We start from the raw sequence: 24,203 nt of genomic DNA, 5'->3' as shown, positions 1-24,203 counted from the left end.
CGCGCGGGCGGAGGGGCGTCTCGTGGCGGAATGCTCAGTGGCGGAATGCTCAGACGCTGACCGCGAACGCCTGGCGCAGCGCCGGGGCCGCGACCTCCGCCCAGGCGGCGACGACCTCGCCCGGCTCGGCCAGCTCGCTCCGGGCCAGCAGCAGGCCGGGCTCGGCGACCCACGCGCCCAGGTCGGAGAGCAGCAGCCGCAGGTCCTCCTCAACGGTGCGCCCGTTGCGGAGGTCGTCCACCACGGCCACCGGAACGGCCACCGTGTGGGCGAGCGCCAGTTCCGGCAGCCGGTCCACGAACACCTTGAGCAGGCCGGTGTAGCTGCCGTGCGCCTGCGGCGAGGCCACGAGCAGGACGTCGCTGGCGGCGGCCCGGCGCAGCGCGTCGCGCACGTCGCTGCCCGCGTCGGGAGCGAGCAGCGCCGGTCCCAGCTCGGCGAGGTCGATCACCTCCACGGCGGCGTCGATGTCCGTTGCGGCGGCGATGGTGTCGGCGGCGTGCAGGGCCGCGGTGCGCACCGCCGAGCGGGCGTCAGGGGCGGCGACGAGCACGGTGAAGCGGGTCATGATGATCTCCTGGTGAGAACGGCGCGGGGCCAGGCGGAACGTAGCGCAGAGGGTCGACGAGGCCGGGAACTCCGGTGTTCGCGGCCGGGGGCGCCGGGCGCGCGGGACGCGCCGGGGGACGGAACGCTGGTCGAAAGGGCAGGACGTTCCCATCGGCCCCGATGACGGGAGGCCGACGCCAGGGATCACATGGACCGAGGCCGGTGGCCGGGAGATCGAGCGCCGCGGGAGTCCTGGGCGGTACAGGGCACACGGCCCTGTCACGTGCGCTCAGCTACGACAGAGGGCGCTGGCCTGCTGTCGGAGATCGACGTGCAGGCGCTGGACGAGCAGCTCACCGGCGGTCATTGCACCATCATGAGCGGGCGCCGCCGCTATCGTCAATGCGCGGCGGGCGGTTTTGTCGGCGCCGCCGGGCCGATGCCGGTCACGGGGGCGGGGACGCCGGTCGGGGAATCGGCGCACGCCACGGGGGTTCTGCCGGGGTTCCCCGACCCACCTGTTGGACCGGTCGGCGCGGCGCCGCATGATGTGTGGTATCCGGCACAGGAGGCGGCAGATGGTCTTGGTGACGAACGCACGGCTGGTGACTCCCGACGGCGTGCAGGACGGCTGGTTGCGCGCGGAGCGCGGCCGGATCGCGGCGCTCGGCGCCGGTGCGCCACCGGACGGCGCCGGTGGCACCGACCTGGGCGGGCGGTGGGTGTTGCCCGGCGGGGTGGACATCCACGTGCACGGCGGCGCGGGCGCCGCCTTCACCGACGCCGACCCGGAGCTGGCGCGCGGGATCGTGGAGTTCAACCGGCGGAACGGGGTCACGTCGGTCGTGGGCGGCCTGGTGGCGGCCACCCCGGAGGACACGCTGCGGCAGATCGCCGCGCTGGCCGAGCTGGCCGACTCCGGGGAGCTGGCCGGGATCTACCTGGAAGGGCCGTTCATCGCGCGCTCCAGGTGCGGCGCCCACGATCCGGCGCTGCTGCGGGAGCCGGACCTGCGGGAGTTCGACCGCATGCTCAAGGCGGGGCGCGGGCACGTCCGCATGATCACCGTGGCGCCGGAGCTGCCGGGCGCGCTGGAGCTGATCCGGGCCGCGACCGGACAGGGGGTGGTGGCCGCTGTCGGCCACACCGACGCGGAGTACGACACGGCGCGGGCCGCGTTCGACGCCGGGGCCACGGTCGCCACCCACCTGTTCAACGCGATGCGCCCGCTGCACCACCGCGAGCCGGGCCCGATCGCCGCGGCGCTGGGCGACGAGCGGGTCACGGTGGAGCTGATCAACGACGGCGTCCACGTGCACCCGGCCGCCGTCCGCATGGCGTTCCGGGCGGCCGGTCCGGAGCGCGTCGCGCTGGTCACCGACGCGATGGCGGCCACGGGGCTGGGCGACGGCGAGTACACGCTGGGCCGACTGCGCGTCCGGGTGGCCGGCGGGCGGGCGATCGTGGTGGAGACGGGCGCGATCGCCAGCAGCACCATCGTGCTCCCGGACGCGATCCGCCGGGCGGTGGCCGAGGTCGGCGTGCCGGTGGAGGCGGCGGCGCGCGCGGCGTCCACCGTCCCGGCCCGCGCGCTCGGCCTGCCCGGCGTGGGCGAGCTGCGCGCGGGGTACCGAGCGGACCTGCTCGTGCTGGACGAGGATCTGGCCACGGCCGGCGTGCTGGCCGGCGGCGAGTGGGCGGTACGGCCGGGCTGACGCCGATGCCGCCGACCGGGCCGGTGCGCGGATTCCGGTCGTTCGGCGGCCCCGATGGCCGCGTGGGCGCGTCGGGTGGCCGGAACCGGCCGCCGATGCCCCGCGCGGATCCGGTGCGGGCCGTACCGAGGCGGCCGGTGTGCCCGGCCGCGCTATCGCGGGTGCCGGGTGAGGGCCGCCCGGAGTTCGCCGTAGGTCGGGGCGAGTGTGCGCAGCGTCGCGGCGGCGGAGCGGTCGTCGCCGGTGACCAGCGGGTATTGGACCGCGCCGATCAGCCGCGCCTGCTCGGCCGCGATGCCGGCCGCGCGGGTGTACCCGGCGAGGTGCAGGCAGGCGGCGGCGTCGGACAGCCGCCGCGCGCCGACCCGGACCGCGAAGTGGACGAGATGCTCGCGGAGCGCGTCGTCGCAACCGGATTCGACACGCTCCGCGAGCGCCAATGCCGCGTCCCCGTTGCCGAGGCCGCCCGGCGGCGCGTGGCGGGCGCCCTCTCCGGCGAGCCAGCTGATGGCCCGGGGAACGGACGCGGCGATGGCGTCCGTGGGCTCGACCCGGGTGCGGCGGGTGAAGTTCGCGCGCATGGTGTGCGGCCTGCCGTAGTCGATCGTGTCGGCACGCCATGCCGCGGCGAAGTCGGCCAGCGGCGACCGCGCGTAGGGGTACCCCTGCGGGTCGTGCACGGTGACGTGCTCGTCGTCCACGGCGAGCACGATGAGGTAGTGGTCGGCGCCGATCGGCCCGGTCTTGCCGGGCTGGTACCTCAGGAGCCCCATCTCGACCGGTCCGGCGAGGACCGGTCCGTCGGCCAGGCGGGCGCGGAGGCGGTCGAGGGCGGCGTCGGCGTCCTCCTCGCTGGTGGTCTCCGCGGTCCAGCCGAGGACGGCCAGCGCGTCATCGATGCCGAGGTCCGGATTCCAGCCGTACGGGTCGAAGAACGGCACCGAGCCGCCGATCAGCTGCATCCCGAAGGGGCTGCCGGTGACCGTTTCGATGACGGCGGTATCGGGCGCGTCGGCGCCGAGCACCATGGTCAGGCAATTCGAATAGCAGTAGGGCCCTGATCCGCGATAGAAAGTGGCGATCACGCCGCCATCGTGCCGTTTTTCGGGGCAATTCACCATCGGGGAACGAACGGGCGCGCGGTCCCCGATCTTGACCGAACTTCGGCGGCACCATCGCACGCGAGGACGCGATGTCGAACATCTTCACCACGTATCTGCGGATCCACGCCCGACCTGGGCAGGTGATCGACCGGGCGGAGGCCGAGTGGATCACCGAACAGGTGCTGGCCGACCGGGGGTCGTACTGGGTTCCGGTCGTGGTGCGGCTCTTCCCTGACGGCCGCCGGGTCGACCTGCAGTACGGGAGTGGCAAGGGCGCGGGCTGGGACTTCATCCACGACCACGCCGGCCGGTACGGCGGCATATGGGAGCGCACGCACAACGACGGTGACGGAAGCGTCGACTCTGTTCGTGGCCCCGACCCGGGATCCGACGACGCGGAGTCACGCCCCTGCCGGTACGGCTTCGACGAGGTCCGGGTCACCGCCCCTGTGGGGGCGCTCCCGGGCCTGCGCCCACCCGGCCAGGGGCCGGCCCCGTCATGGGAACGCCTCACGGACGGCGTATGGCGGCTGGCGGTGGACGGGCACTACGTGACCGGCAACGACCGGTCGGACATGGAGACCGGGCCGGTCCTCCACGAGGTCGTGTGGAACGCGCCGGTCACCGACGTCCGTCCCGGCGGGCTGGTCACCCCGACGACACCGGCGTATGACGACAGCTCCTTCGCGTCCCTGTTCCCGCCGGAACTCGGCGTCCTCACCGGGCAGGGATCCGCGTCCGTCAAGCCCTCCGCGCAGCGGGTGGAGTTCCGCTGGCGGCAACGCGTGGTGCACCGCGTCCAGCACGAGTACCACGAGTTGATGGACGAGTGGAACTGGGAGCACCGCAGCGCCGACGGGTGGGACAACTGCGTCGATCCCGGCTTCCTGGCGGAGAGGCGGCGGCGAGCGGGCCGGGCGTGACGGGCCAGGGGCCCGCTTCCGGGCCGCCGAAGGAAGTGATCGCGTTTCCGCCGACCAGGAGCACCGCCGCGACCATGCCCGGCCCGCTGATGTCCTCGCCGAGGAACAGCGCCGCCGAGCCCATTCCGAATACCGGGACGAGCAGCGAGAACGGGGCGACCATCGAGGCGTCGTAGCGGCGGAGCAGAAAGCCCCAGGCGCCGAACCCGAAGCGGTCGCAGGCGGCGAAGCCGATCGCACCGAGCCCGGCGAGGCCGATCGAGCGCAGCGCCGCCAGGTCGGCGGCGGGGTCCTCGAAGACCAGGGACAGCACGATCAGCGGCACCGGCGGGATGAGGCTGACCCACACCGTCCAGCTCAGCGCGTCGGGCGTCGGCCGCGCCTTCGGGTAGGGCCCGCGAAACCGGGCGCCCCACGCGTGTGCCGCCGGCCGGTCTGAGATTCTGGACCGCATGGACCTCGCATCGGCACAGCGGCTCTGGGACGTCCGTTCGGCCTGGCTGAACACCGCGCAGTACGGGATCCCGCCCCGGCCGGCCCACGAGGCGCTGCAGGCGGCGGTGGACACCTGGCGGCACGGGACGGGCGGTCCGGGCGCGTGGGGTGCGGCCACCGAGACGGCGCGCGCGGCGTTCGCCGAGCTGGTGGGCGCCGACCGGGAGGACGTCGTGCACGGGTCGGCCACCTCCCAGATCCTGGGGACGATCGCGGCGGCGGTCCCGGACGGCGCGCGGGTGGTCGTCCCCGAGGTCGAGTTCACGTCGAACCTGTATCCGTGGCTGGCGCAGGCCGACCGCGGGGTCGAGGTGGTCACCGTGCCCCTGGCGAAACTGGCCGACGCGATCGACCACCGGACCTGGCTGGTGGCGTTCAGCCTGGTGCAGTCGGCCGGCGGCGAGATCGCGCCGGTCGCCGACGTCCTCGCGGCGGCGCGGCGGCACGGCACCCTGGTCAGTGTCGACGCGACTCAGGGGGTGGGCTGGCTGCCGCTCAACGCGACCGACTTCGACGCCGTGGTCTGCTCCTGCTACAAGTGGCTGATGGCGCCGCGCGGGATCGCGTTCGGGTACCTCTCGCCGCGGCTGCGCTCCGTCATGCGCCCCCACAATGCCGGGCCCATGGCCGCCGCGGACCCGATGGGCGCGTTCTACGGCCCCGACATGCAGCTGGCCGAAGGCGCGTCGCGGTTCGACATCTCACCGGCCTGGTTCGCGGCGGTCGGGGCCGCCGCGTCGATCCGGGTGCTGGCCGACGTGGGGGTGGAGCGCGTCCACGCGCACAACGTGGCGCTGGCCAACCGGTTCCTGGCCGGGCTGGACCTGCCGCCCGGCGAGTCCGCGATCGTCTCGGTCGACGCACCGCCCGGCACGTCCGACCGGCTGGCCGCTGCGGGCATCTGGACGTCCGAGCGCGATGGCCGGCTCCGGGTCGCCTGCCACCTCTACACCACCGAGGAGGACGTGGACCGCGCGGCCGAGGCACTGCGCGCGACGCGCTGACCTGCGACGACGCACGCACGGCGTGTCGCGGTCACGTTCCGCGCACATCGGCGACCCTACCGTCACACTGAGTGAAGGGTCTGTCGACTGCTGCGAGGACACCACCATGGCCTTCCCCAAACACGCCCGCCCCACCACACCGCCGCTGGCGCACTCGGCCGAGCGCCGCCACCTCTCGGAGCTGGCCGCGGCGCTGACCCCCTACGGGGTGTGGGCGAGAGTGATCGAGGACGGCGTGCCGTTCCTTCGGGTGAGCAATCCGACGTCGAGCTGCGCCACCGAGGACGTCACCTGCGAGCGCCGCGAGCACGACTACGCGTTCTTCACGACCTTCCGGGTGCAACTCGGCACCAGCGAGACCATCGCCCTCACGGCGTACCGGACGGCCTGGCTGATCGGCGCCGCCGACGGCTGACTCCGGCCCGCCGGCCTCGGCCCCTCGGTCAGGCGCGCCCTTCCCCGTGCGTCAGGTCGCGGACACGCCTCATGACGTCGAGCTGGGCGGGGTTGTAAAGCTCCCATAGCGCCTTGCCGACCGTCTCCAGGGCGAAGCGCGGCCCCTTCGGGGCGTCACTGTGCACATCGTCGAGTCCGGGATTCTCCGCGAACAGCTCGCGGAGGTAGGGGACCATGCGTTCGGCCAGGTCCTGGCGGGTCGCTTCGTCGGCGTCGGCGGGCAGGGCATCGAACTCGGCGTCCGTGGGGTCCCGCGGAATGTCCTGGAGCAGGTCGCTGTAGGTCTGCAGCCCCCGCGGGCCGAGGACGCGGGACATGACGACGACGAGTGCGCGATCGGCGTCGGAGAGGTCGGCCTGAGTGGCGACCGGGCCGATCTCGGGGGGCAGGTCGGTGGGCGCGGACTTGCGCAGGATCAGGGCGAGTTCGAGGCGGACCCGCTGCAGCCGTTCGATGGTGGCGGCGAGTTCGGCGTCGAGAGTGCGCAAGGCTTCCTCCGGATGGTGGTCGGCCTCTCCCATGTCGGCGATCTGGGACAGGGAGAACCCGAGGTCGGTCAAACGTTTGATCCGCAGCACCCGGACGAGATGCGCGACTCCGTACTGCTTGTAGCCGTTGGCCCGCCGTTCGGGCTCGTCGAGGAGCCCGACCTCGTGATAGTGCCGCACGGCCCGCAGGCTGGTGCCGGCGAGTTCGGCGAGCTCACGGGTACTCCACGCCATGACCGTCCCTTCTCCCGATGATGCCCCGCGCCGGCCGGCGCGCCGCCACGCACCAGTCGAAACCATGCCGTTGCGGCACGGTCAACCGCAGGCCCGCTCAACCCCCCGGAAAGTGGCGCGCGTCACTCGGTTCAGGGAGCGAGCGCGCCGTGACGGCCACGTGTCTCATCGCTCGTGGCTCACGTCACAGTCACCGGAACTTGAGTGTGCCGTTACGGCACGGCCTTTCCTTGAGCACGGCACGGACCACGTGACCGAGCCCGAAGACGAGGATCGGCATGACCCCGACGAGGACCTGACCGCCGTTTCCGCGCCGCCGAGCGCATTCCCAGCAGCAGGGAGGACGAAGACCATGACCGACCCCAGCCTCGCCCAGGACCACCCCGGCGAGACCGCCGTACAGGCAGCGCCCGCGAAGCAGAGCGTCCTGACGACGATGATGTACGCGGCCGTGCCCGTCGTGGTGTTCGCCACGGTCGTCGCCTTCGTCTCGCTGCCCGTCGCGATCGGCATCGCGATCGCCGTCGCTCTGGCGATCGGCGTGCTGCAACTCCTACGCGGAGAGACCGTGATGAACGCCCTGGGCGGCGTCATCGGCGTCGCGGCCGCCGGGGGCGTCTCGGCCTGGACCGGGTCGGCCAACGACTTCTTCCTCATCGGCATCTGGGCGGCCCTGCTCGGGGCCGTCGCCGCACTCGTCTCACTCGTCGCGCGCCGGCCGCTGACCGGAGTGATCTGGAACGCGGTGCACGGCGGCGGGCACGCCTGGCGCGAGGACCGGCCGACCCTGCTCGCACACGATCTCGCCACTCTCGCGGTGACGGCGATGTTCGCCGCCCGCTTCGGTGCCCAGCAGTGGGCCTACCTCGCCGACTCCACCGGCTGGCTGGCCACCATGGACGTCGTCACGGGGACCCCGCTGACGGTGCTGGCCGGGCTGGCGGTCTTCTGGGCCTTCCGCCGCGCCAGCAAGCGGCTCCGCAGGACCGCGCCCGCGCCGGCCACCGATGAGGTCTGACATGGCCGGCCCGGCATGGGCTCCGGGAACGACGAAGAGGCCGCGCCCCTGGCGGAACCAGGGTCACAGCCTCTTCGAAGCGGTCGCCGCGATTCGATGCGGCGACCGCAAAGGTGGAGGTGGCGGGAATCGAACCCGCGTCCTTCAGTACCGAGACAGGGCTTCTCCGGGCGCAGTCTGCTCACCGTTCTACTCGGCTCCAGCGCTCACGCAGACAAGTCGCTGACGAGCCCAGCCACGTGAATTTCCCGGCCAGGCCCCGTGGCCTGACCCGACCGGTAAGTCTCCTGAACGATGCCGGACCCTGGGCCGGAGACGAACCCAGACCGACAGAGACGCTATCGCTTAGGCAGCGAGAGCGAACTCAGTGCGCTTGGAATTGGCACTTGTTGTTGGTGCGATCGCAGGATTAACGAGGTCACAACCGCAACCCTCGGCCCGCTTCCCCTGAAGCGTCTACCGAAGTCGAAACCGATCACCCCCTGTGGAATTTTCAACGGATCCTGGGACCCGCGCGCACGTGCGGCCGTGGCCGCCGTACCCTCATACGCTACCGTTCCAACGCCGCGCGGTCCAAGTCGATTCCCTCAGGACGCGAGAAACCCCCGCGGGCGCGGACGGGATCCATCAACGCTGCCCGCGAGGGCGGCCGGCAGGGTCAGGCCGGCCTCGAACCACAGGGCCTCCCCCGAGATGAGGTCCTGCTATTCATGACTGGTCCGCACAGCCCCCTCTGTGGGCCAGTCATAGAGAAAGACGCCCCGCGCGGCCCGGATGGTTGCCCGGTCGCGCGGGGCGGTCGTCATCGCCGGGGCCGCCCCGGTTCAGTACGCCGGGCCGGCGCCCGCGGCGGCGCCGGTGCCGGCGGCCTGGGCCTCCTCCGACGCACCGATGTCCTCGACGTAGTCGTAGGGGAGGCGCTGCAGGAAGTCCGCGATCGCGCCGACGGCGTAGGAGTAGCCGCCCGCGTCCGGGGTGACCTCGATGGCCGCCGCGAAGGCGATCTGGCCCTGGAAACCGACGAACCACTGGACGACGACGTCCTCGCCGTCGACCTGCTGCGGCGCGGTCCCGGTCTGGCCGTGCACCGGCACCGTGCCGATGTTGGCGCCCGTCCCGGCGCCTTCCTGCACGGTGGCGCGCATCATGGCGCGCAGGGCCTGCACGGTGTCCGGGTCGAGTTCGACCCCCGGCGTGGTCTCCTCGGGCTCCTCGTCGCCGGTGACCAGCCGCGGCGGGTGCCACGAGCCGTCGGCGACCGCGCCGGCCGCCAGCGCCATGGTCAGCGGGCTCACCCGGACTCCCTCGGCGCCCACCAGGGCGGCGGCCGTCCCGGCGGCGCCATCGGCCACGGAGATCTCGCCGGGGTACGTGGGGACCGTGAGGCCCCAGTCACCGCCGATCCCGAAGTCGGCCGCGGTCTCGGCGAGCCGGTCCGGGCCGACCCGCTCGCCCAGGCCGGCGAACGCGGTGGTGCAGGCGTTGGCGAAGTTCTGCGTCAGGGTCGGCTGCCCCCACAGCTGGCCGCCCGCGTTGCTGAACGTGCGGTCACCGACGTTCAGCTCCGGGTCGCACGCGACGGGGGTGTCGGCCGTGACCTCCCCCGTGCCGAGCAGCGCCGCGGCGGAGACGATGGTGAACGCCTCGCCCGGCAGATACTCGCTGGTGAAGGTGCCGGCGTGGTCGGTGGTGTCCGGCTGGTCGGCGGCGGCCAGGACCTCGCCGGTGCGCGCGTCCACCGCGACGACCGCGGCGTTGCGCACGATCGCGCTGATGCCGGCCAGGGAGCCTTCGGCGGCCTCCTGCACCACGCTGTCCAGCGTGGTGGTCAGCGAGCCGCTCGACTCGCCCGGCCACTCCTCCAGGACCTCGGTCTGCCGGCCCTGCTGGTCGAGGGTGACGATCTTGGTGGTGGCGGTGCCGGCGAGCTGCTGCTGGAAGACGCTCTGCAGGCCGCCCAGCCCCACGGTGTCGCCGGCCTGGTACGGCCCGGAGACGCGCGAGGAGACCTTGTGCTCGGCGGTCCCGGCGACGTCGCCGATCACCCCGGCGGCCATCGTCGGGTTGAGCGGCATGGTCAGCTCGGCGGTCTCCACACCGGCGATGCGCCCGGCCCGGGTGAGCAGCGACGGCGCGACGTCGTTCGCGCGCATCAGCACCAGCGGCTGGAACTCCTCCGGGGGCGCCGAGCGGACCCGGTTGAGCAGCGGTTCGGGGTCCTCGTCCAGCAGCTCGGCGAGCGCGGTGACGCCCTCGCTCACGTCGTCGAGCCGGGCCGGCCGGACTCCGAACGCCACGACGTCGGTGCCGCCCACCAGCGGGTTCTCGTTCCGGTCGTAGATCTGGCCCCGGTCGGGCACGTCATAGGTGACGGCAAGGCGCTCGCCCTCGCCCAGACGGGGGTGGATCACCGCCGGCGACCACTGGATGGCCCACCCGGAGCCGCTGCGGGCGAGCGGCATGCTGCCCTCGTAGCTCCACACCGGGTCCCCGATGCCCAGGTCGGCCTGGACCTCGAAGGTGGCCGTGGCGGAGTCGCCCTCCCGGGAGATGGGACCGAGGCCCAGTCTCAGCGCGGCCATGTCGAGCTGGTCGCGCGCCTGCCGCAGCGCCTGGGCGACGTCCTCGACGTCGCCGTCGGTCTGGCGGGCCGCGGCCTCGTAGTCACCGGCCTGCCAGTCCAGCAGGAAGGTCCGGACGGCGACCTCGGGGCTGGGCTCTGCCGCGCACGCGGTCACGGTGGCCGCCATGGCGACACTCGCGCCGGCGGCGAGGATTCGACGGAGGTGACGGGGGGACACCCTCGATGGTCCTTTCACAGCGCCTGTGCGCTTGTCGTTGGCTCCGTGCCGAACGGCCGCGGAGCGCGGAACCGCCCCGGGACACCGGCGGAGCGGCGCGGGATGCGGCCCGGCCGCGGTGCCGCGGCCGGGCGCCCGGCGGCTCTCGGCTCAGCGCCGGCGGCGGAGCGCCCGTTCGACCTCGCGCGCCGCCTCACGTTCCGCGATGGCCTGGCGCTTGTCGTACGAGCGCTTACCGCGCGCCAGCGCGAGCTCGACCTTGGCCCTGCCGTCGCGGAAGTACAGCGACAGCGGGACCAGAGTGCGGCCCGGCTCCTGGGTCTTGCCGATCAGCCTGGCGATCTCTTCACGGTGAAGCAGGAGCTTGCGCGGCCGGCGCGCGGCGTGGTTGGTCCACGTGCCCTGCGAGTACTCGGGGATGTGGACGTTCTCCAGCCACACCTCGCCGTCCTTCACCAGGGCGAATCCGTCCACCAGCGAGGCGCGGCCGGCCCGCAGCGACTTCACCTCGGTGCCGGTGAGGACCAGCCCCGCCTCGTAGGTGTCGTCGATGTGGTAGTCGTGCCGGGCCCGACGGTTCTGGGCGATGGGCTTCTGCCCCTTCTCCCGTGGCACTGGATCTCCCCTTCCTGCCGCACGCGCGCGGGCCGCCGCGGGCTCAGACGCGCAGGTAGCGGCGCAACGTGAGGAACGATGCGATGGTACAGAGCAGCACGCCCAGGATTATCGAAACACCGATCACGTAGAAGACGGAACCCAGCCCGAGCGTCACGTTGAACTGGAACCAGGACTGGATCCGGTCGAGCAGGAAGTACTTCGTGGCGAAGATGAATCCGGAGGCGAAGATACCGCCGATCAGGCCGGAGATGGCGCCCTCCAGCAGGAACGGCAGCTGGATGTAGAAGTTGGACGCGCCGACCAGCCGCATGATGCCGGTCTCGCGGCGGCGGCTGTAGGCCGACAGCCGGATCGTGTTGCCGATGAGCAGCGCCGCGGCGACGAGCTGCACCATGGCGACGGTGAGCGCCGCCCACTTGAGGCCGTCGAGCAGCCCGAAGAAGCGGTCCAGCACGCCCTGGTCGTTGGAGATGGTGTCGATGCCGGGACGCCCCTCGACCGCGCTCTGCACCGCCTCGTAGTCGTCCGGGGTGGCCAGCTTCACCCGGAAGTTGTCCGGGATGTCGCCTTCCTGGGTGGCCTCGACGAGCGCCTCCTGGTTGGAGAAGCGCTGCTGGAAGTCGGCGTACGCGTCGGCCGCGGTCACGTACTCGACGCTGGCGACCTCCGACATCTGCTCCAGGTCGGCCTGGATCGCCGCACGATCGTCGTCGGTGGCCGCGCCGTTCTCCTCGCAGACTGTGCTCGGCGAGTTGTCGGTGCACAGGTAGATCGTGAGCGAGATCTGTGAATCCCACGTCCTGCGCATTTCCGTGACCTGCTGGTTGATGAGCAGGCCGGCGCCGAAGAGCGCGAGCGAGATGGCCACCGTGGTGATCACCGCGATGGTCATCGTGAGGTTGCGGCGTAGGCCGATCCAGATCTCTGAAAGTACGAACTGTGCTCGCATGATGTGTTAAGGGTCCATCCTTGTCGGGCTTCGCCGCGCTGCTCGGTCAGCGCTGGAACGCGCAGCCGACCGGGCCGTCAGTAGGCCTGGCCGTAGACGCCACGCGTCTGGTCCCGCACGACCTGGCCCTCTTCGAGCTCAATGACGCGCTTGCGCATCGAGTCGACGATGGCGGCATCGTGGGTCGCCATGACGACGGTCGTTCCGGTCCTGTTGATGCGGTCGAGCACCTTCATGATGCCGATCGACGTGGCGGGGTCGATGTTTCCGGTGGGCTCGTCGGCCAGCAGGATCTGCGGCCGGTTGACGAAGGCCCGCGCGATGGCCACGCGCTGCTGCTCACCGCCGGAGAGCTCGCCCGGCATCCGGGTCGACTTGCCCTCCAGGCCCACGAGCTCCACGACCTCCGGGACGACCTTGCGGATGAACCGGCGGGGCTTGCCGATGACCTCCAGCGCGAACGCGACGTTCTCGAACACGTTCTTGTTGGGCAGCAGCCGGAAGTCCTGGAACACGCAGCCGATGCGGCGCCGAAGGTGCGGCACCTTCCAGTTGGACAGGCGCGCGAGGTCCTTGCCCGCGACGTGCACCCTGCCCTTGGTGGGCTTCTCCTCCTTGAGGACAAGCCGCAGGAACGTTGACTTACCCGAGCCGGACGGGCCGACCAGGAAGACGAACTCTCCCTTGTCGACGTCGATGGAAACGCCGTCGAGGGCCGGGCGTTTCTGGGTCGGGTAGACCTTCGTGACGTTTTCGAGGTGTATCACAGGAGCATCACAAGGTTCTCGGAGGTAGGGGTGCCCAGGCGGCTTCCGATCCGCGCGGGGCCGGTACGGCCACTGGGCCAATCGACAGTGTAGGGGGGAATGCAACCCGGAATGTCCAGATCGGCATGCGCCGAGGGCCCGGATCGCTCCGGGCCGGGATCGGCGATCACGTCCGCCGTGCGACCGCGTTGACCGTGAGGTCCGCGGCCGGCACGGTGGTCGCGTCCGACCGCGACCCGGCACCGCGCCCGCCGCACCGTGTCCGGCGGCCGGGCGCCTCCCGCCCCACGCCGTTCACCGGCGGTGGCTGCTTCAGCAGGGTAGAGCATATCGGAACCGTCAACCGGTCATAACGGTCACATATACCCGTCGTCACCGCCACACCCCGCTCCGAGGGGTTTCCGCTACTCCTCGTCACGCTCCTGGTTGCGCAGCCAGCGGATCTCGGCGTCGATGAAATCGTCGATCTCGCCGTCCAGGACCGCGCCGGTGTTGCCGGTCTCGACGTTGGTGCGCACGTCCTTGACGTTCTGGTACGGGTGCAGCACGTAGTTGCGCATCTGGGTGCCCCAGCTGCTGGCCGCCTCACCGCGCAACTCGGCGAGCGCCGCGCGCTCCTCCTGGCGCTTGCGCTCCAGCAGCTTGGCCTGGAGCACCGACATCGCGGTGGCCCGGTTCTGCAGCTGCGACCGCTCGTTCTGGCAGGAGACGACGATGCCGGTGGGCAGGTGGGTGATGCGCACCGCGGAGTCGGTGGTGTTCACGCCCTGGCCGCCGGGGCCGCTGGACCGGTAGACGTCGATGCGGAGGTCGCCCTCGTCGATGTCGATGTGGTCGCTCTGCTCCACCACGGGCACGATGTCGACTCCGGCGAACGAGGTCTGCCGGCGGCTCTGGTTGTCGAACGGGGAGATGCGCACCAGCCGGTGGGTGCCGTGCTCGCCGCGCAGCGTGCCGTAGGCGAACGGCGCCTTCACCGCGAAGGTCGTGGACTTGATCCCCGCCTCCTCGGCGTAGGACGTGTCGTAGATCTCCGTCGGGTAGCCGTGCCGCTCGGCCCAGCGCAGGTACATGCGCTGCAGCATCTGGGTCCAGTCGGCCGCGTCCACGCCGCCGGCCTGGGCGTTGATGGTGACCAGCGCCTCACGCTCGTCGTAGGGGCCGGAGAGCAGCGTGCGGACCTCCAGGTCGCCGACGTCCTTGCGCAGCGCGGCGAGTTCGCCCTGGGCCTCGGCCAGCGTGTCGGCATCGTCCTCGGCCGCCGCCAGCTCGAACAGCACGCTCAGGTCCTCCAGCCGCCGCTGGATGCTCTCCACCCGGGTCACCTCGGACTCCAGGTACGACAGCCGGCGGGTCACCCGCTGGGCGTTGTCCTGGTCGTTCCACAGCTCGGGGTCGGCAGACTGCTCGCGCAGCTGTTCGATCTCCGTGCGCTTGCCGTCAAGGTCGAGCACGGAGGCCACACTCGCCAGGGTCGACGAGAGTTCCTTGATCTGTTCCGCGGGGTCCAGTTCTGCCACGTTCGCAAGTCTAGGGCCTGTTGGGCGGGTGCCGTCCGCAGCGGGCGGCGGCCCGGGCGCGCCGTCCGGTCAGATGCCCGCGGCGAGGCAGGCCGCGTCCACCCGCAGCGATAGGTCCGCGGTCCACTCCGCGGCCTCGGGGGACAGCTCGACGCCGCGCAGCCGGGCCAGGGCCAGCGCCGCGTCGGCGGCCCGGCCGCGGCGCAGGCACGCCTCCACGGCCTCGATCAGTGGCCAGGGGCCGCAGGATCCGGTCCAGTGCGCCACGACGAGCCGGGCGCAGGCGTCGTCGTACCCGGCGGCGGCGAGCGCCCGGGCCGCGGCGTCGAGCGGCCCGGGGCGGCGCGGATGCAGGGCGCACGCGGCGGCGAACCGCTCCACGGCGGCGTCGACGTCGCCACGGTGCAGGGCCAGCTCGCCGAGCATGACGGTCGCCCGCCAGCTGTCCCGCGCCCGCTGTTCCAGCCACCGCAGCGCGTGCGCGTCGTCGTGCCGGCGCGCCTGGTGCTTGTACCCCCACGCGAGCGCGTCGGCGTGGTTCGGGTCGTACCGCAGGGCGTTGTCCAGGGCGGTGTCGACGTCGGCGGTACTGCCCCGCCACGAGGCCAGCGGCGCGAGGGCGAACCAGGTGTCGGCGCTGCCGCCGTGCGCGCGGATGTGCCGGACCAGCACGTCCTCGGCCCGGCGGTGTTCGGCGCAGCCGCGCAGCGCGAGCGCGAGGACGAGCGTCCCGCGCTCGGGGTCGCCGTCGATGTCGCGAAGGCGTTCGGCCGCGGGAAGCACCTCCCGCCCGAGGCCGTCGTCCAGCGCGCCCAGTACCAGCGCGCGGAGCCGTTCGGGGTCGTGCCAGGCGCCGGCCACCCGCTCCGCAAGTTCGTCGCGGCCTGCCGACCGCACGCCCGAGTTCACCCCCACATTGCAGCAGACCGGGACGGGTCCGACAATGCCCGGCGTCGGAAGTTCCTCCGCACTCGACGCTGAATCGGTAGTCTCTCGCGGCATGTGGCCCGATGCCTCTGACACCGAACCCGCGGCGTTGCGCGCGGCGTTCGGCCACGTCCCGCTCGGCCCGCCCCTCGGCCCGGCCGGGGTGCGCGAACGGGAGGAGGCGTTCGGCGTCACGCTGCCCGAGCCGTACCGGAGCCTGGTCGCGGTGATCGGTGACGGCTGCCCCGGCGGGCCGCCGTTCTACGGCCTGCTGCGGCTGGACGACAGCCTCACCGGGGGCGACGGCTCGGTCCGCGCGGAGGGGATCGATCTGACCCGGCCGTTCCCGCTCACCGAGACATGGGCGTGGCGCGACGACCCACGGCCGGACGCCGTGGTCGAGCCGCTGGTGGCCGAGGCGTGGACGAGCGGCACGCTGCCGCTGGGCACCGACGGCTGCGGGATGGACTGGCGGCTGGTGATCACCGGGCCGCAGCGCGGCCGGGTGTGGTGGTTCTGCGAGGACGGCGCGCAACCACTGGCAGGCCCGTTCAGCACCGCCGGGCCGGGCCTGCTGGGCTGGGTGCGGCATTGGGCGGCCGGGCGCGACTGGTTCGACACCGGCGGCTGAGGCCGGCGGGCCGCCCGGGGACGGACCGGGCCGGGCACGGCGCCGGAACGCCGGTGGCCGCGGCCTCCGGAGAGACCGCGGCCACCGGGACGGAACGGCTCAGCTCGCGCTGGACGTCACCAGCGAGCGGATCGCCCGCAAGGCCACCGAGAGCGTCGCCAGGTCGAAGCGCTCGCTCTCCCAGATCTCGGAGAGCGTCTGACGGGCACGCCCCACGGCGCTGACGTTCTGCTCGATCCAGTGGGCGCGCAGGTCGTCCGGTGTCTCACCGGGGCGGCCGGACACCAGCACGTTGCGGGCCAGCTCGGAGTGCGCGGCGTACAGGTCCTCCCGCACGGCCGAGCGCGCCATCGTGCTCCACCGGTCGTCACGCGGCAGGGCGACGATCCGCTCGCGCAGCCGGCTGATCTGCAGCTCCTCGGCGAGGTGGAAGTACACTTCGGCGACCTCTCGGAGCGCCCGGCCCGTCTGGTGCGCCACATCGACCAGGTCGAAGGTCGAGTACGCCGCCACCATGCCGGCGACCTGCTCGGCGAGGTCCTCGGGCACCCCGCGCCCCACGTACTGCGCGCGGCGATCGGAGAACGCCTCCAGGTCACCGCCGCGCAGCAGGGTGGGCAGCTGCGGGAGGATGGCCGCCACGCCCTCGCGGAAGAAGGCGATCTCCTGTCCCAGGTCGAAGGGCGCCGACCGGTTCCGCAGCAGCCAGCGGGAGGCGCGCTCGGTGAGCTTGCGCCCCTCCAGCAGCATCTTGAGCTGGGTGTCGACGTCGACCTGGTGGTCGAGCTCCTCGACCTGCCGCCAGAAGTCGCGCATCCCGAACACCTCGCGGACCACGAGGTAGGCCCGCGCGATGTCCTCGGCTCCGGCGCCGGTCTCCTCGTTCAGCCGGAAGGCGAACGTGCTGCCGGACCGGTTCACCATGTCGTTCACCACCTGGGTGGTGATGATCTCCCGGCTCAGCGGGTGCCGCGGCATCGCCTCGGCGAACCGCTCGCGCAGCGCCGTGGGGAAGTACGCGGTGAGCGTGGTGCGCAGGTACGGGTCGTTCGGCAGGTCCGAGGCCAGGATCTCCTCGCCGAGGGTGATCTTGGCGTAGGCGAGCATCGTGGCGAACTCCGGGCCGGTGAACCCCTGGCCGGCCGAGCGCCGCGCCGCGATCGTCTTGTCGTCGGGCAGGAACTCGATCTTGCGCTTGAGCTTCTTGGCGCGCTCCAGCCGGCGCACGTAGCGGGCGTGGACGTGCAGCATGCTGGGTGCCTGCGTGCGCGCGGCCGCGAGCGCCACGTTCTGGTCGTCGTTGTTGCGCAGCACCAGACCGGCGACCTCGTCGGTCATGCTGAGGAAGAGCTCGTCGCGCTCCTCCCGGGTGAGCCGGCCGGCGCGGGTCTCGCGGTCCAGCAGGATCTTGATGTTGACCTCGTGGTCGGAGGTGTCCACACCGGCGGAGTTGTCGATGAAGTCGGTGTTGATCCGGCCGCCGCCGAGCGCGTACTCGATGCGGGCGAGCTGGGTCAGCCCCAGGTTGCCGCCCTCGCCGACCACCTTGACGCGCAGTTCGGGCGCGTCGATCCGGACCGGGTCGTTCGTCTTGTCGCCGACCGTCGCGTTGGTCTCGCCGGTGGCCTTCACGTACGTGCCGATGCCGCCGTTCCACAGCAGGTCGGCCGGGGCCCTGAGCACGCACCGGATCAGCTCGAACGGGGTCAGCGAGGTGACGCCGTCGTCGATGCCGAGGGCCGCGCGGACCTGCGGCGTGATCTGGATGGCCTTGGCGGTGCGCGCGTGCACGCCGCCACCGGCGGAGATCAGGGAGGGGTCGTAGTCGGCCCAGGAGCTGCGCGGCAGCTCGAACAGCCGGCGGCGCTCGGCGAAGGAGATCTTCGGGTCCGGGTCGGGGTCCAGGAAGATGTGCCGGTGGTCGAACGCCGCGAGCAGCCGGATGTGCGGGGACAGCAGCATGCCGTTGCCGAAGACGTCACCGGACATGTCGCCGATGCCGACCACGGTGAAGTCCTCGTTCTGGACGTCCACCCCCATCTCGCGGAAGTGGAAGCGCACCGACTCCCACGCGCCGCGGGCGGTGATGCCCATGGCCTTGTGGTCGTAGCCGACGGAGCCGCCCGAGGCGAACGCGTCGCCGAGCCAGAAGCCGCGCTCGGCGGCGATCCGGTTGGCGATGTCGGAGAAGGTCGCGGTGCCCTTGTCCGCGGCGACCACGAGGTAGGAGTCGTCGCCGTCGTAGCGCACGACGTCGGCGGGGTGCTCGACGTCGCCGTTGACGAGGTTGTCGGTGACGTCCAGCAGGCCGCTGATGAACTGCTGGTAGCAGGCCACCACCTCGGCCTGGACGACGTCACGATCGGCGCCGACCGGCAGCTGCTTGCACACGAAGCCGCCCTTGGCCCCGGTGGGCACGATGACGGCGTTCTTCACCATCTGCGCCTTGACCAGGCCGAGCACCTCCGTGCGGAAGTCCTCCGGCCGGTCGGACCAGCGCAGGCCGCCGCGGGCGACCGAGCCGAACCGCAGGTGCACGCCCTCCATCCGCGGCGAGTAGACGAACATCTCACGCTTGGGCCGGGGCGCCGGCAGGTCCGGGATGTTCTCGGGGTCGAGCTTGTACACCAGGTACGGCCGGCCCTCGTCGGGCGCGGTGGAGTCGGGGTCGCGCTGGAAGAAGTTGGTGCGCAGCGTGCCCTCGATGAGCGCGAGGAAGGCGCGCAGGATCCGGTCGTGGTCGAGGCTCGCGACGAGGTCGAGCTCGCCGCGGATCTCCTCGGCGATGGCCTCGCTGCGCTCCTCCCGGCCGGTCCCCAGCCGCGGGTCGAACCGGGACTCGAAGAGCCGCACCAGCAGGTTGGCGATGTGCACGTTGGCGACGAGCACGTCGGCGATGTAGGCCGGGGAGAAGGTGCTGCCGGTCTGCCGCAGGTACTTGGCGTAGGCGCGCAGGATGGTGAGTTCGCGCCAGGTCATGCCGCAGCGCAGCACCAGGGCGTTGAAGCGGTCGGACTCGCCGTGGCCGTGCCAGAGCGCGACGAAGGCGTCCTCGAACAGCTGCTTGAGACGTGCGGGCGGCAGGTCGGCGGTCTGCACGGGGGCGAGCCCGAAGTCGTACAGCCACAGCTCCCCCTGCCCGACCCGGTAGGGGCGCTCGTCCACGACCTCCACGCCCATGTGCTCCAGCAACGGGAGCACCCGGGACAGCGAGATGGGCTCGCCGCTGCGGTACACCTTGAACCGCAGGTCGCCGGCGGACCTGGCCGGGCGGTACAGGTTGACCGTGAGCTCGTCGGCGCCGAGCACGTCCAGGCGGGAGATGTCGTCCACGGCGGTGGCGGCGTCGGTATCGGCCTTGTAGCCCTCGGGCAGCGCCTGCCCGTAGCGGTGCAGCAGCTCGGTGGCGCGGTCGGGCCCGAACCGGTCGGTCAGCGCGGCGATGAGGTCGTCGTCCCAGGATCGCGCCGCCTCCGCGACCTCGGCTTCGAGGGCGTCGTGGTCGACCTCGGGCAGCGCCTCGCCGCGCCGGGCGCGCACCATGATGTGCACGCGGGCCAGCGGCGCGGAGCCGACCATGACGCTGTGGTCCATGGTGGCCCCGTGGAAGGCGCGGTCGAGGACCCGCTGGATCTCCAGCCGGACGTTGGTGTTGAACCGGTCCCGCGGCATGTAGACCAGGCAGGACATGTAGCGGCCGTAGACGTCGCGGCGCAGGAACAGCTTGCTGCCGCGGCGCTCACGCAGCCGGAGCACGCCGCGCACGATGCGGTGCAGCTCGGGCACGGAGGTCTGGAACAGCTCCTCGCGGGGGAAGCCCTCCAGGATCTCGACGAGGTCCTTGCCGTCGTAGCTGTCCTCGTCGAATCCGGCGAGGTCGAGGACCTCGGCGAGCTTGCGCTTGAGGATGGGGATCTGGGAGATGCTGGCGGTGTCGGCCTCGTAGGTGAAGAGGCCGAGGAAGCGCCGCTCCCCGATGACGTTGCCCTGCTCGTCGAACTTCTTGACGCCGATGTAGTCCAGGTAGCGGGGGCGGTGCACGGTGGCGCGGGAGTTGGCCTTGGTCAGCACCAGCACGTGCGGCTCGCGGGCCCGGGCGCGCGCCTCGGGCGGCAGTGCGGCGAAGCTGGACGACATCGCGCCGTCCAGCCGGAGCAGGCCCAGCCCGCTGCCGGCCTGCGCACGCAGCCCCTCGCGGCCCTCCTCGTCGGCGACGAGCAGGTACTCGCGGTAGCCCATGAAGGTGAAGTGCCGGTCGGCGGCCCAGCGCAGGAACTCGACGCTCTCCAGGATCTCGCGCTCCTCGACGCCGCCGCGCACCAGCGTCGCGGTGTTCTCGGCGACCTCTTCGGCGAGCGACGCGGCGCGGTGCCGCATCTTGGCCGCGTCCTCGTCCACGTGCCGCACGTCGGTGAGCACGCGTTCGAGGTCGGTCTCCAACTGGCGGAGCACGGCGGGGTCGCTCTGCCGGTCGATCTCGATGTGCATCCACGACTCGGCGAGCGGCTTCAGCGTGTAGGAGTCCGGTTCGATCGCCATGAGCCGGCCGGTGAGGTCGCGCTCCACGCGCAGCTGGGGGTGGATGACGAGTTGCACGCCGACGCCCTGCCGGTTCAGCTCCATGGTGACGGAGTTGACGAGGAAGGGGGCGTCGTCGGTGACGATCTCCACGACGGAGTGCCCGACGTCCCAGCCGTGTTCGGCCTGGGTGGGCGTGTAGACCCGGACCCGGGCGCGGCCCGGCGACCGGAATCCGGCGAGCTGGCGGTGGGCCGCGGCGGCTCCGCAGATCTCGGCCGGTGCGCGCTCGGTGAGTTCCTCGGGCGCGACGTGTCGGTAGTACAGCCGTAGAAACCGTTCGACCTCGTCGCCGTCGTCGGGCGACCGGTCGGAGAGTTCGGGCCAGTGGGTCACGGCGTCGTGCAGAAGCTGATCCGTTACGGCGTCTGACTGCCCGGACATGTGCGATCTCACTCCCTTGTGAGTCGTCGGGGGTTGCGCCAGGCGTCTGGGGTCGGCCCAGACGTCGGGTGATGTCGACCTGTGGGCGCGCCGAGGACGCCGATCGGGCGGCCGGGAACGGCCGGTCCGGTCGGTCCGACGTGGCGGATCATGTCGTGGCGCACAGGTCCTTTGTCACCGCAGGGACCTCGTTGTCCCTGCCGGTCTGCCCCTTAGGCTACTGCTTCTCCCCGGACGTCACAGTGATCAACACCGTTAAGAGTGCGTTTCACCAGTTCCGTTCGGGTGCGGTACACATGCGGTCATCCGTGACGTTACGCGGACGGGCGGCGCGGCACCATGACCGGGCCGCGTGTGGCCAGCCATTGCGCCGCGCGACGATGCGCGGGCGCGGCCGCCGGGCCGAGCGGTCAGGAGGCGGCGCCGTCCGCGCCCCCGGACCTGATCGCGGCGAGCAGCGCCTGCGGGTCGGTGAGGTCGCGCACCACCTGTTCCGCACCGGCGGCGCGCAACTGGGCCTCGGTGGCCGATCCGCTGACCACCGCGATCGGGACGGCGTGGCCGATCCGGGCGGCCTCCACGTCGCGGACGGATTCGGTGATGTAGAAGGTCGCCTGCTCGGGGAACCGCCGGCCGTAGGCCTGCTCCGCGCGCATCCGGGTGAACTGGATGAGGCTCGCCTTGGGGTAGTGCTCGGAGCCGAAGCCGCCGATGCTGAGGTCGAGGTGCCCGTCGAGGCCGAACGCGGCGAGCTTGGCCACGGCGTTGGACATGATGGACCCGGTCACCACGCTCTGCACGGTGTCGTCCATCCGGCCGACCGCGGCGAGCGCGGCCTCGGCGCCGGGCATGGCCCGGCCCTGCGCCGCGAGCTGGTCGCGGCGGCGGGCGAACGCGTCACTGAGCGCCTCGGCGAAGTCGGGGAGCGGGTCGTCGTCGGAGTCGAGGTCGACGTCGTTGCGCGCCAGGAACTCGAAGAAGATCTCGGAGTCGGTCCGCCCCGCGGTGGTCGCCAGGTAGACGAGCGGCTGGCCGGTGACCTTTTCGAAGGCCTCGGCGTAGGCGGCCCGCGTCACCCGGGCGACGTCCACGAGGGTGAGGTCGATGTTCCACAACACCAGCCGGCTGATGGGAGGCTCCTTAGTACGTGCACCAGTACGTTCACCGGTCGCCCCGGAGACGGGACGAAGGCGGCACAAGCCGGACCGAAGCGACGGGAGGGGCAACTCCGCCCTTCGCGTTCTATCTTGCCGCACCCACAGCGCCCGCGTGCCGCGGCCGGGGAAGTCGCCGGCGGCGCCGGGCCGCGGATCACGCCATGTGCGGGTAGCGCCAGTCCGTGGGGGCGGTGAACGCCTCCTTGATGGTGCGCGGGCTCGCCCACCGCATCAGGTTGAAGATGGATCCGGCCTTGTCGTTGGTGCCGGAGGCGCGGGCGCCGCCGAAGGGCTGCTGGCCGACGACCGAGCCGGTGGGCTTGTCGTTGACGTAGAAGTTGCCGGCGGTGAACCGCAGCGCCTCGGTCGCACGTGCCACGGCCGCGCGGTCCCGCGCGATCACCGCACCGGTGAGCGCGTAGGGCGCGACATCGGCGGCCTGGGCGAGCACGGCATCGTAGCGGTCATCGTCGTAGACGTGCACGGCCAGGATCGGGCCGAAGTACTCGGTGCGGAAGACCTCGTCCTCGGGATCGTCGCATTCCAGAACGGTGGGACGGACGAACCAGCCCTCGGAGTCATCGGCCATCCCACCGGCGAGCACGGTGATGGAGTCGGTGGCCTTGGCCCGGTCCAGCGCGGCCACGTTCTTGGCGAACGCCCGCTCGTCGATGACGGCGCCCATGAAGGTGGAGAGGTCGCCGGTGACGTCGCCGACGGTGAGCGCCTCCACCTCGCCGAGGAAGTCGTCGCGCATGGCGGACCACACCGACCGCGGCAGGTAGGCGCGGGAGGCGGCGGAGCACTTCTGGCCCTGGTACTCGAACGCCCCCCGCACCAGCGCCGTGCGCAGCACGTCAGGATCCGCCGAGGCGTGCGCCACCACGAAATCCTTACCGCCCGTCTCCCCCACGATCCGCGGATAGGACCGGTACTCCCCGATCCGCTCGCCCACCGACCGCCACAGATGCTGGAACGTCCTTGTGGAACCCGTGAAATGCACCCCGGCCAGATCCGGATCCGCCAGCGCCACCTCCGACACCGCACGCCCATCACCGGTGACCATGTTGATCACCCCCGGCGGCAACCCCGCCTCCTCCAGCAACCGCATCAGCCAGTAGGCCGCGAACGTCTGGGTCGGCGCGGGCTTCCACACGACGACGTTGCCCATGAGGGCGGGTGCCGTGGGGAGATTGCCGGCGATCGCCGTGAAGTTGAACGGCGTGATGGCCAGCACGAACCCTTCTAAGGGCCGGTACTCCTGCCGATTCCACACTCCGCGCGCGGACTGCGGCTGCTCGGCGTACAGCCGCCGGGCGAAGTGCACGTTGAACCGCCAGAAGTCGGCCAGTTCGCACACCGCGTCGATCTCCGCCTGCTGCACCGACTTCGACTGCCCGAGCATGGTGGCCGCGTTCAGCGCCTGCCGCCACGGCCCCGCCAGCAGATCCGCCGCCCGCAACAGGATCGCCGCCCGGTCATCGAACGACATCGCCCGCCACGCCGGCGCCGCCGCCTTCGCCGCCGCCACCGCCGCAGCGGCGTCCTCATGCGTCGCGTTGGGCATCCGCCCGAGGACATGGAAGCGGTTGTGCGGCACAACGAGCGGAATCGACGCCCCCGCGCCGAACCGCAACTCGCCACCGATCGTCTGCGCGAGCTCCGCCCCGCCGACCCCGAGCCGCTGAATCTCGGCGGTGAGCGCGGCCCGCTCACCACTGCCGGGGGCGTAGCTCAGGACGGGCTCGTTGACGGGGACGGGAACGTTGGTCACGGCGTCCATGCGACACCTCCGAACACGACGCAGCGGGAACCGCCATGAATCCCCTACCCGCCCGCCATGCCGGTCACCCCGGCCGAGGGGACCGTGGCCAGAACCACCAACA

Annotated in this window: 18 protein-coding genes, 1 other RNA gene and 1 pseudogene; 6 read left to right on the top strand and 14 right to left on the bottom strand. The window is 71.9% G+C overall.

Annotated features, from left to right (window positions below):
• Nucleotides 1–49 precede the first annotated feature (49 nt).
• Complete coding sequence (locus tag ACFQRF_RS07490; protein ID WP_379869962.1) at nucleotides 50–568, bottom strand: NADPH-dependent FMN reductase; 519 nt, start codon at nucleotides 566–568, stop codon at nucleotides 50–52.
• A 559-nt stretch (nucleotides 569–1,127) separates the two neighbouring features.
• Between ACFQRF_RS07490 and nagA the strand changes: the two genes are divergently transcribed.
• Complete coding sequence (gene nagA / locus ACFQRF_RS07485; protein ID WP_379869960.1) at nucleotides 1,128–2,264, top strand: N-acetylglucosamine-6-phosphate deacetylase; 1,137 nt, start codon at nucleotides 1,128–1,130, stop codon at nucleotides 2,262–2,264.
• 152 nt (nucleotides 2,265–2,416) lie between these two features.
• On the opposite strand, the gene ACFQRF_RS07480 is transcribed toward nagA, so the two are convergent.
• Nucleotides 2,417–3,349 carry a hypothetical protein gene (locus ACFQRF_RS07480; protein WP_379869958.1) on the bottom strand — a complete coding sequence of 311 codons (933 nt, stop codon included), beginning with the start codon at nucleotides 3,347–3,349 and terminating at the stop codon, nucleotides 2,417–2,419.
• 107 nt (nucleotides 3,350–3,456) lie between these two features.
• Between ACFQRF_RS07480 and ACFQRF_RS07475 the strand changes: the two genes are divergently transcribed.
• Nucleotides 3,457–4,290, top strand: coding sequence for a hypothetical protein (locus tag ACFQRF_RS07475; RefSeq protein WP_379869957.1), 834 nt, complete (start codon nucleotides 3,457–3,459; stop codon nucleotides 4,288–4,290).
• Between the two features lie 43 nt (nucleotides 4,291–4,333).
• Here the strand turns inward: ACFQRF_RS07475 and ACFQRF_RS07470 are convergent.
• Nucleotides 4,334–4,744, bottom strand: a pseudogene (locus ACFQRF_RS07470) (EamA family transporter); the annotation flags it as partial.
• Between ACFQRF_RS07470 and ACFQRF_RS07465 the strand changes: the two are divergent.
• Nucleotides 4,743–5,789 (top strand): aminotransferase class V-fold PLP-dependent enzyme, encoded by a 1,047-nt coding sequence (locus ACFQRF_RS07465; protein ID WP_379869955.1) that lies wholly within the window; start codon nucleotides 4,743–4,745, stop codon nucleotides 5,787–5,789. The pseudogene ACFQRF_RS07470 and the gene ACFQRF_RS07465 overlap by 2 nt on opposite strands.
• Nucleotides 5,790–5,895: 106 nt before the next feature.
• On the top strand, nucleotides 5,896–6,204 hold the full coding sequence (locus tag ACFQRF_RS07460) for a hypothetical protein (protein WP_379869953.1): 309 nt from the start codon (nucleotides 5,896–5,898) through the stop codon (nucleotides 6,202–6,204).
• 28 nt (nucleotides 6,205–6,232) lie between these two features.
• Here the strand turns inward: ACFQRF_RS07460 and ACFQRF_RS07455 are convergent, their stop codons facing one another.
• A complete protein-coding gene (locus ACFQRF_RS07455) occupies nucleotides 6,233–6,967 on the bottom strand; it encodes a MerR family transcriptional regulator (RefSeq protein ID WP_379869951.1) in 735 nt (244 codons plus the stop codon).
• 352 nt (nucleotides 6,968–7,319) lie between these two features.
• Between ACFQRF_RS07455 and ACFQRF_RS07450 the strand changes: the two genes are divergently transcribed.
• The gene (locus tag ACFQRF_RS07450; protein WP_379869950.1) at nucleotides 7,320–7,985 is read left to right on the top strand and encodes a DUF3159 domain-containing protein; all 666 of its coding nucleotides are present in this window, start codon (nucleotides 7,320–7,322) and stop codon (nucleotides 7,983–7,985) included.
• A gap of 111 nt (nucleotides 7,986–8,096) precedes the next feature.
• Here the strand turns inward: ACFQRF_RS07450 and ssrA are convergent.
• The 7 genes from ssrA to ACFQRF_RS07415 all read right to left on the bottom strand — a co-directional run bounded on the left by ssrA (nucleotide 8,097) and on the right by ACFQRF_RS07415 (nucleotide 15,537).
• Nucleotides 8,097–8,468, bottom strand: a transfer-messenger RNA (tmRNA) gene (gene ssrA, locus ACFQRF_RS07445).
• Nucleotides 8,469–8,809: 341 nt separating this feature from the next.
• Nucleotides 8,810–10,786, bottom strand: a complete 1,977-nt coding sequence (locus ACFQRF_RS07440; RefSeq protein WP_379869948.1) for a penicillin-binding transpeptidase domain-containing protein — start codon at nucleotides 10,784–10,786, stop codon at nucleotides 8,810–8,812.
• Nucleotides 10,787–10,936: 150 nt separating this feature from the next.
• Nucleotides 10,937–11,401: an SsrA-binding protein SmpB gene (smpB, locus tag ACFQRF_RS07435; RefSeq protein WP_379869947.1), complete on the bottom strand. Its 465-nt coding sequence runs from the start codon at nucleotides 11,399–11,401 to the stop codon at nucleotides 10,937–10,939.
• A 43-nt stretch (nucleotides 11,402–11,444) separates the two neighbouring features.
• Nucleotides 11,445–12,353 (bottom strand): permease-like cell division protein FtsX, encoded by a 909-nt coding sequence (gene ftsX / locus ACFQRF_RS07430; RefSeq protein ID WP_379869946.1) that lies wholly within the window; start codon nucleotides 12,351–12,353, stop codon nucleotides 11,445–11,447.
• Nucleotides 12,354–12,430: 77 nt separating this feature from the next.
• On the bottom strand, nucleotides 12,431–13,120 hold the full coding sequence (ftsE, locus tag ACFQRF_RS07425) for a cell division ATP-binding protein FtsE (protein WP_379869945.1): 690 nt from the start codon (nucleotides 13,118–13,120) through the stop codon (nucleotides 12,431–12,433).
• 404 nt (nucleotides 13,121–13,524) lie between these two features.
• Nucleotides 13,525–14,640 (bottom strand): peptide chain release factor 2, encoded by a 1,116-nt coding sequence (gene prfB, locus ACFQRF_RS07420; RefSeq protein ID WP_379869943.1) that lies wholly within the window; start codon nucleotides 14,638–14,640, stop codon nucleotides 13,525–13,527.
• A gap of 69 nt (nucleotides 14,641–14,709) precedes the next feature.
• Nucleotides 14,710–15,537, bottom strand: coding sequence for a tetratricopeptide repeat protein (locus ACFQRF_RS07415; protein ID WP_379869942.1), 828 nt, complete (start codon nucleotides 15,535–15,537; stop codon nucleotides 14,710–14,712).
• Nucleotides 15,538–15,640: 103 nt separating this feature from the next.
• On the opposite strand from ACFQRF_RS07415, the gene ACFQRF_RS07410 reads away from it, so the two are divergent.
• On the top strand, nucleotides 15,641–16,198 hold the full coding sequence (locus ACFQRF_RS07410; RefSeq protein ID WP_379869941.1) for an SMI1/KNR4 family protein: 558 nt from the start codon (nucleotides 15,641–15,643) through the stop codon (nucleotides 16,196–16,198).
• Nucleotides 16,199–16,297: 99 nt separating this feature from the next.
• Here the strand turns inward: ACFQRF_RS07410 and ACFQRF_RS07405 are convergent, their stop codons facing one another.
• The 3 genes from ACFQRF_RS07405 to pruA all read right to left on the bottom strand — a co-directional run bounded on the left by ACFQRF_RS07405 (nucleotide 16,298) and on the right by pruA (nucleotide 24,100).
• Nucleotides 16,298–21,160, bottom strand: a complete 4,863-nt coding sequence (locus ACFQRF_RS07405; protein ID WP_379869939.1) for an NAD-glutamate dehydrogenase — start codon at nucleotides 21,158–21,160, stop codon at nucleotides 16,298–16,300.
• A 410-nt stretch (nucleotides 21,161–21,570) separates the two neighbouring features.
• Nucleotides 21,571–22,275 (bottom strand): HAD family hydrolase, encoded by a 705-nt coding sequence (locus ACFQRF_RS07400; protein ID WP_379870416.1) that lies wholly within the window; start codon nucleotides 22,273–22,275, stop codon nucleotides 21,571–21,573.
• 196 nt (nucleotides 22,276–22,471) lie between these two features.
• Nucleotides 22,472–24,100, bottom strand: coding sequence for an L-glutamate gamma-semialdehyde dehydrogenase (pruA, locus tag ACFQRF_RS07395; RefSeq protein WP_379869938.1), 1,629 nt, complete (start codon nucleotides 24,098–24,100; stop codon nucleotides 22,472–22,474).
• Nucleotides 24,101–24,203: the final 103 nt, after the last annotated feature.

Origin of the sequence: Marinactinospora rubrisoli (genome assembly GCF_042664915.1) — a bacterium.
Classification (GTDB): Bacteria; Actinomycetota; Actinomycetes; order Streptosporangiales; family Streptosporangiaceae; genus Marinitenerispora; species Marinitenerispora rubrisoli.
The sequence above is the reverse complement of the archived record's forward strand: the minus strand, read 5'-3'. Positions and strand labels throughout refer to the sequence as shown.

What these genes read in the sequence shown, in the direction of transcription:
- ACFQRF_RS07490 (WP_379869962.1), bottom strand. Translation starts at nt 568, where the DNA reads ATGACCCGCTTCACCGTGCTCGTCGCCGCCCCTGACGCCCGCTCGGCG.
- nagA (WP_379869960.1), top strand. Translation starts at nt 1,128, where the DNA reads ATGGTCTTGGTGACGAACGCACGGCTGGTGACTCCCGACGGCGTGCAG.
- ACFQRF_RS07475 (WP_379869957.1), top strand. Translation starts at nt 3,457, where the DNA reads ATGTCGAACATCTTCACCACGTATCTGCGGATCCACGCCCGACCTGGG.
- ACFQRF_RS07465 (WP_379869955.1), top strand. Translation starts at nt 4,743, where the DNA reads ATGGACCTCGCATCGGCACAGCGGCTCTGGGACGTCCGTTCGGCCTGG.
- ACFQRF_RS07460 (WP_379869953.1), top strand. Translation starts at nt 5,896, where the DNA reads ATGGCCTTCCCCAAACACGCCCGCCCCACCACACCGCCGCTGGCGCAC.
- ACFQRF_RS07455 (WP_379869951.1), bottom strand. Translation starts at nt 6,967, where the DNA reads ATGGCGTGGAGTACCCGTGAGCTCGCCGAACTCGCCGGCACCAGCCTG.
- ACFQRF_RS07450 (WP_379869950.1), top strand. Translation starts at nt 7,320, where the DNA reads ATGACCGACCCCAGCCTCGCCCAGGACCACCCCGGCGAGACCGCCGTA.
- ftsX (WP_379869946.1), bottom strand. Translation starts at nt 12,353, where the DNA reads ATGCGAGCACAGTTCGTACTTTCAGAGATCTGGATCGGCCTACGCCGC.
- ACFQRF_RS07410 (WP_379869941.1), top strand. Translation starts at nt 15,641, where the DNA reads ATGTGGCCCGATGCCTCTGACACCGAACCCGCGGCGTTGCGCGCGGCG.
- ACFQRF_RS07405 (WP_379869939.1), bottom strand. Translation starts at nt 21,160, where the DNA reads ATGTCCGGGCAGTCAGACGCCGTAACGGATCAGCTTCTGCACGACGCC.
- pruA (WP_379869938.1), bottom strand. Translation starts at nt 24,100, where the DNA reads ATGGACGCCGTGACCAACGTTCCCGTCCCCGTCAACGAGCCCGTCCTG.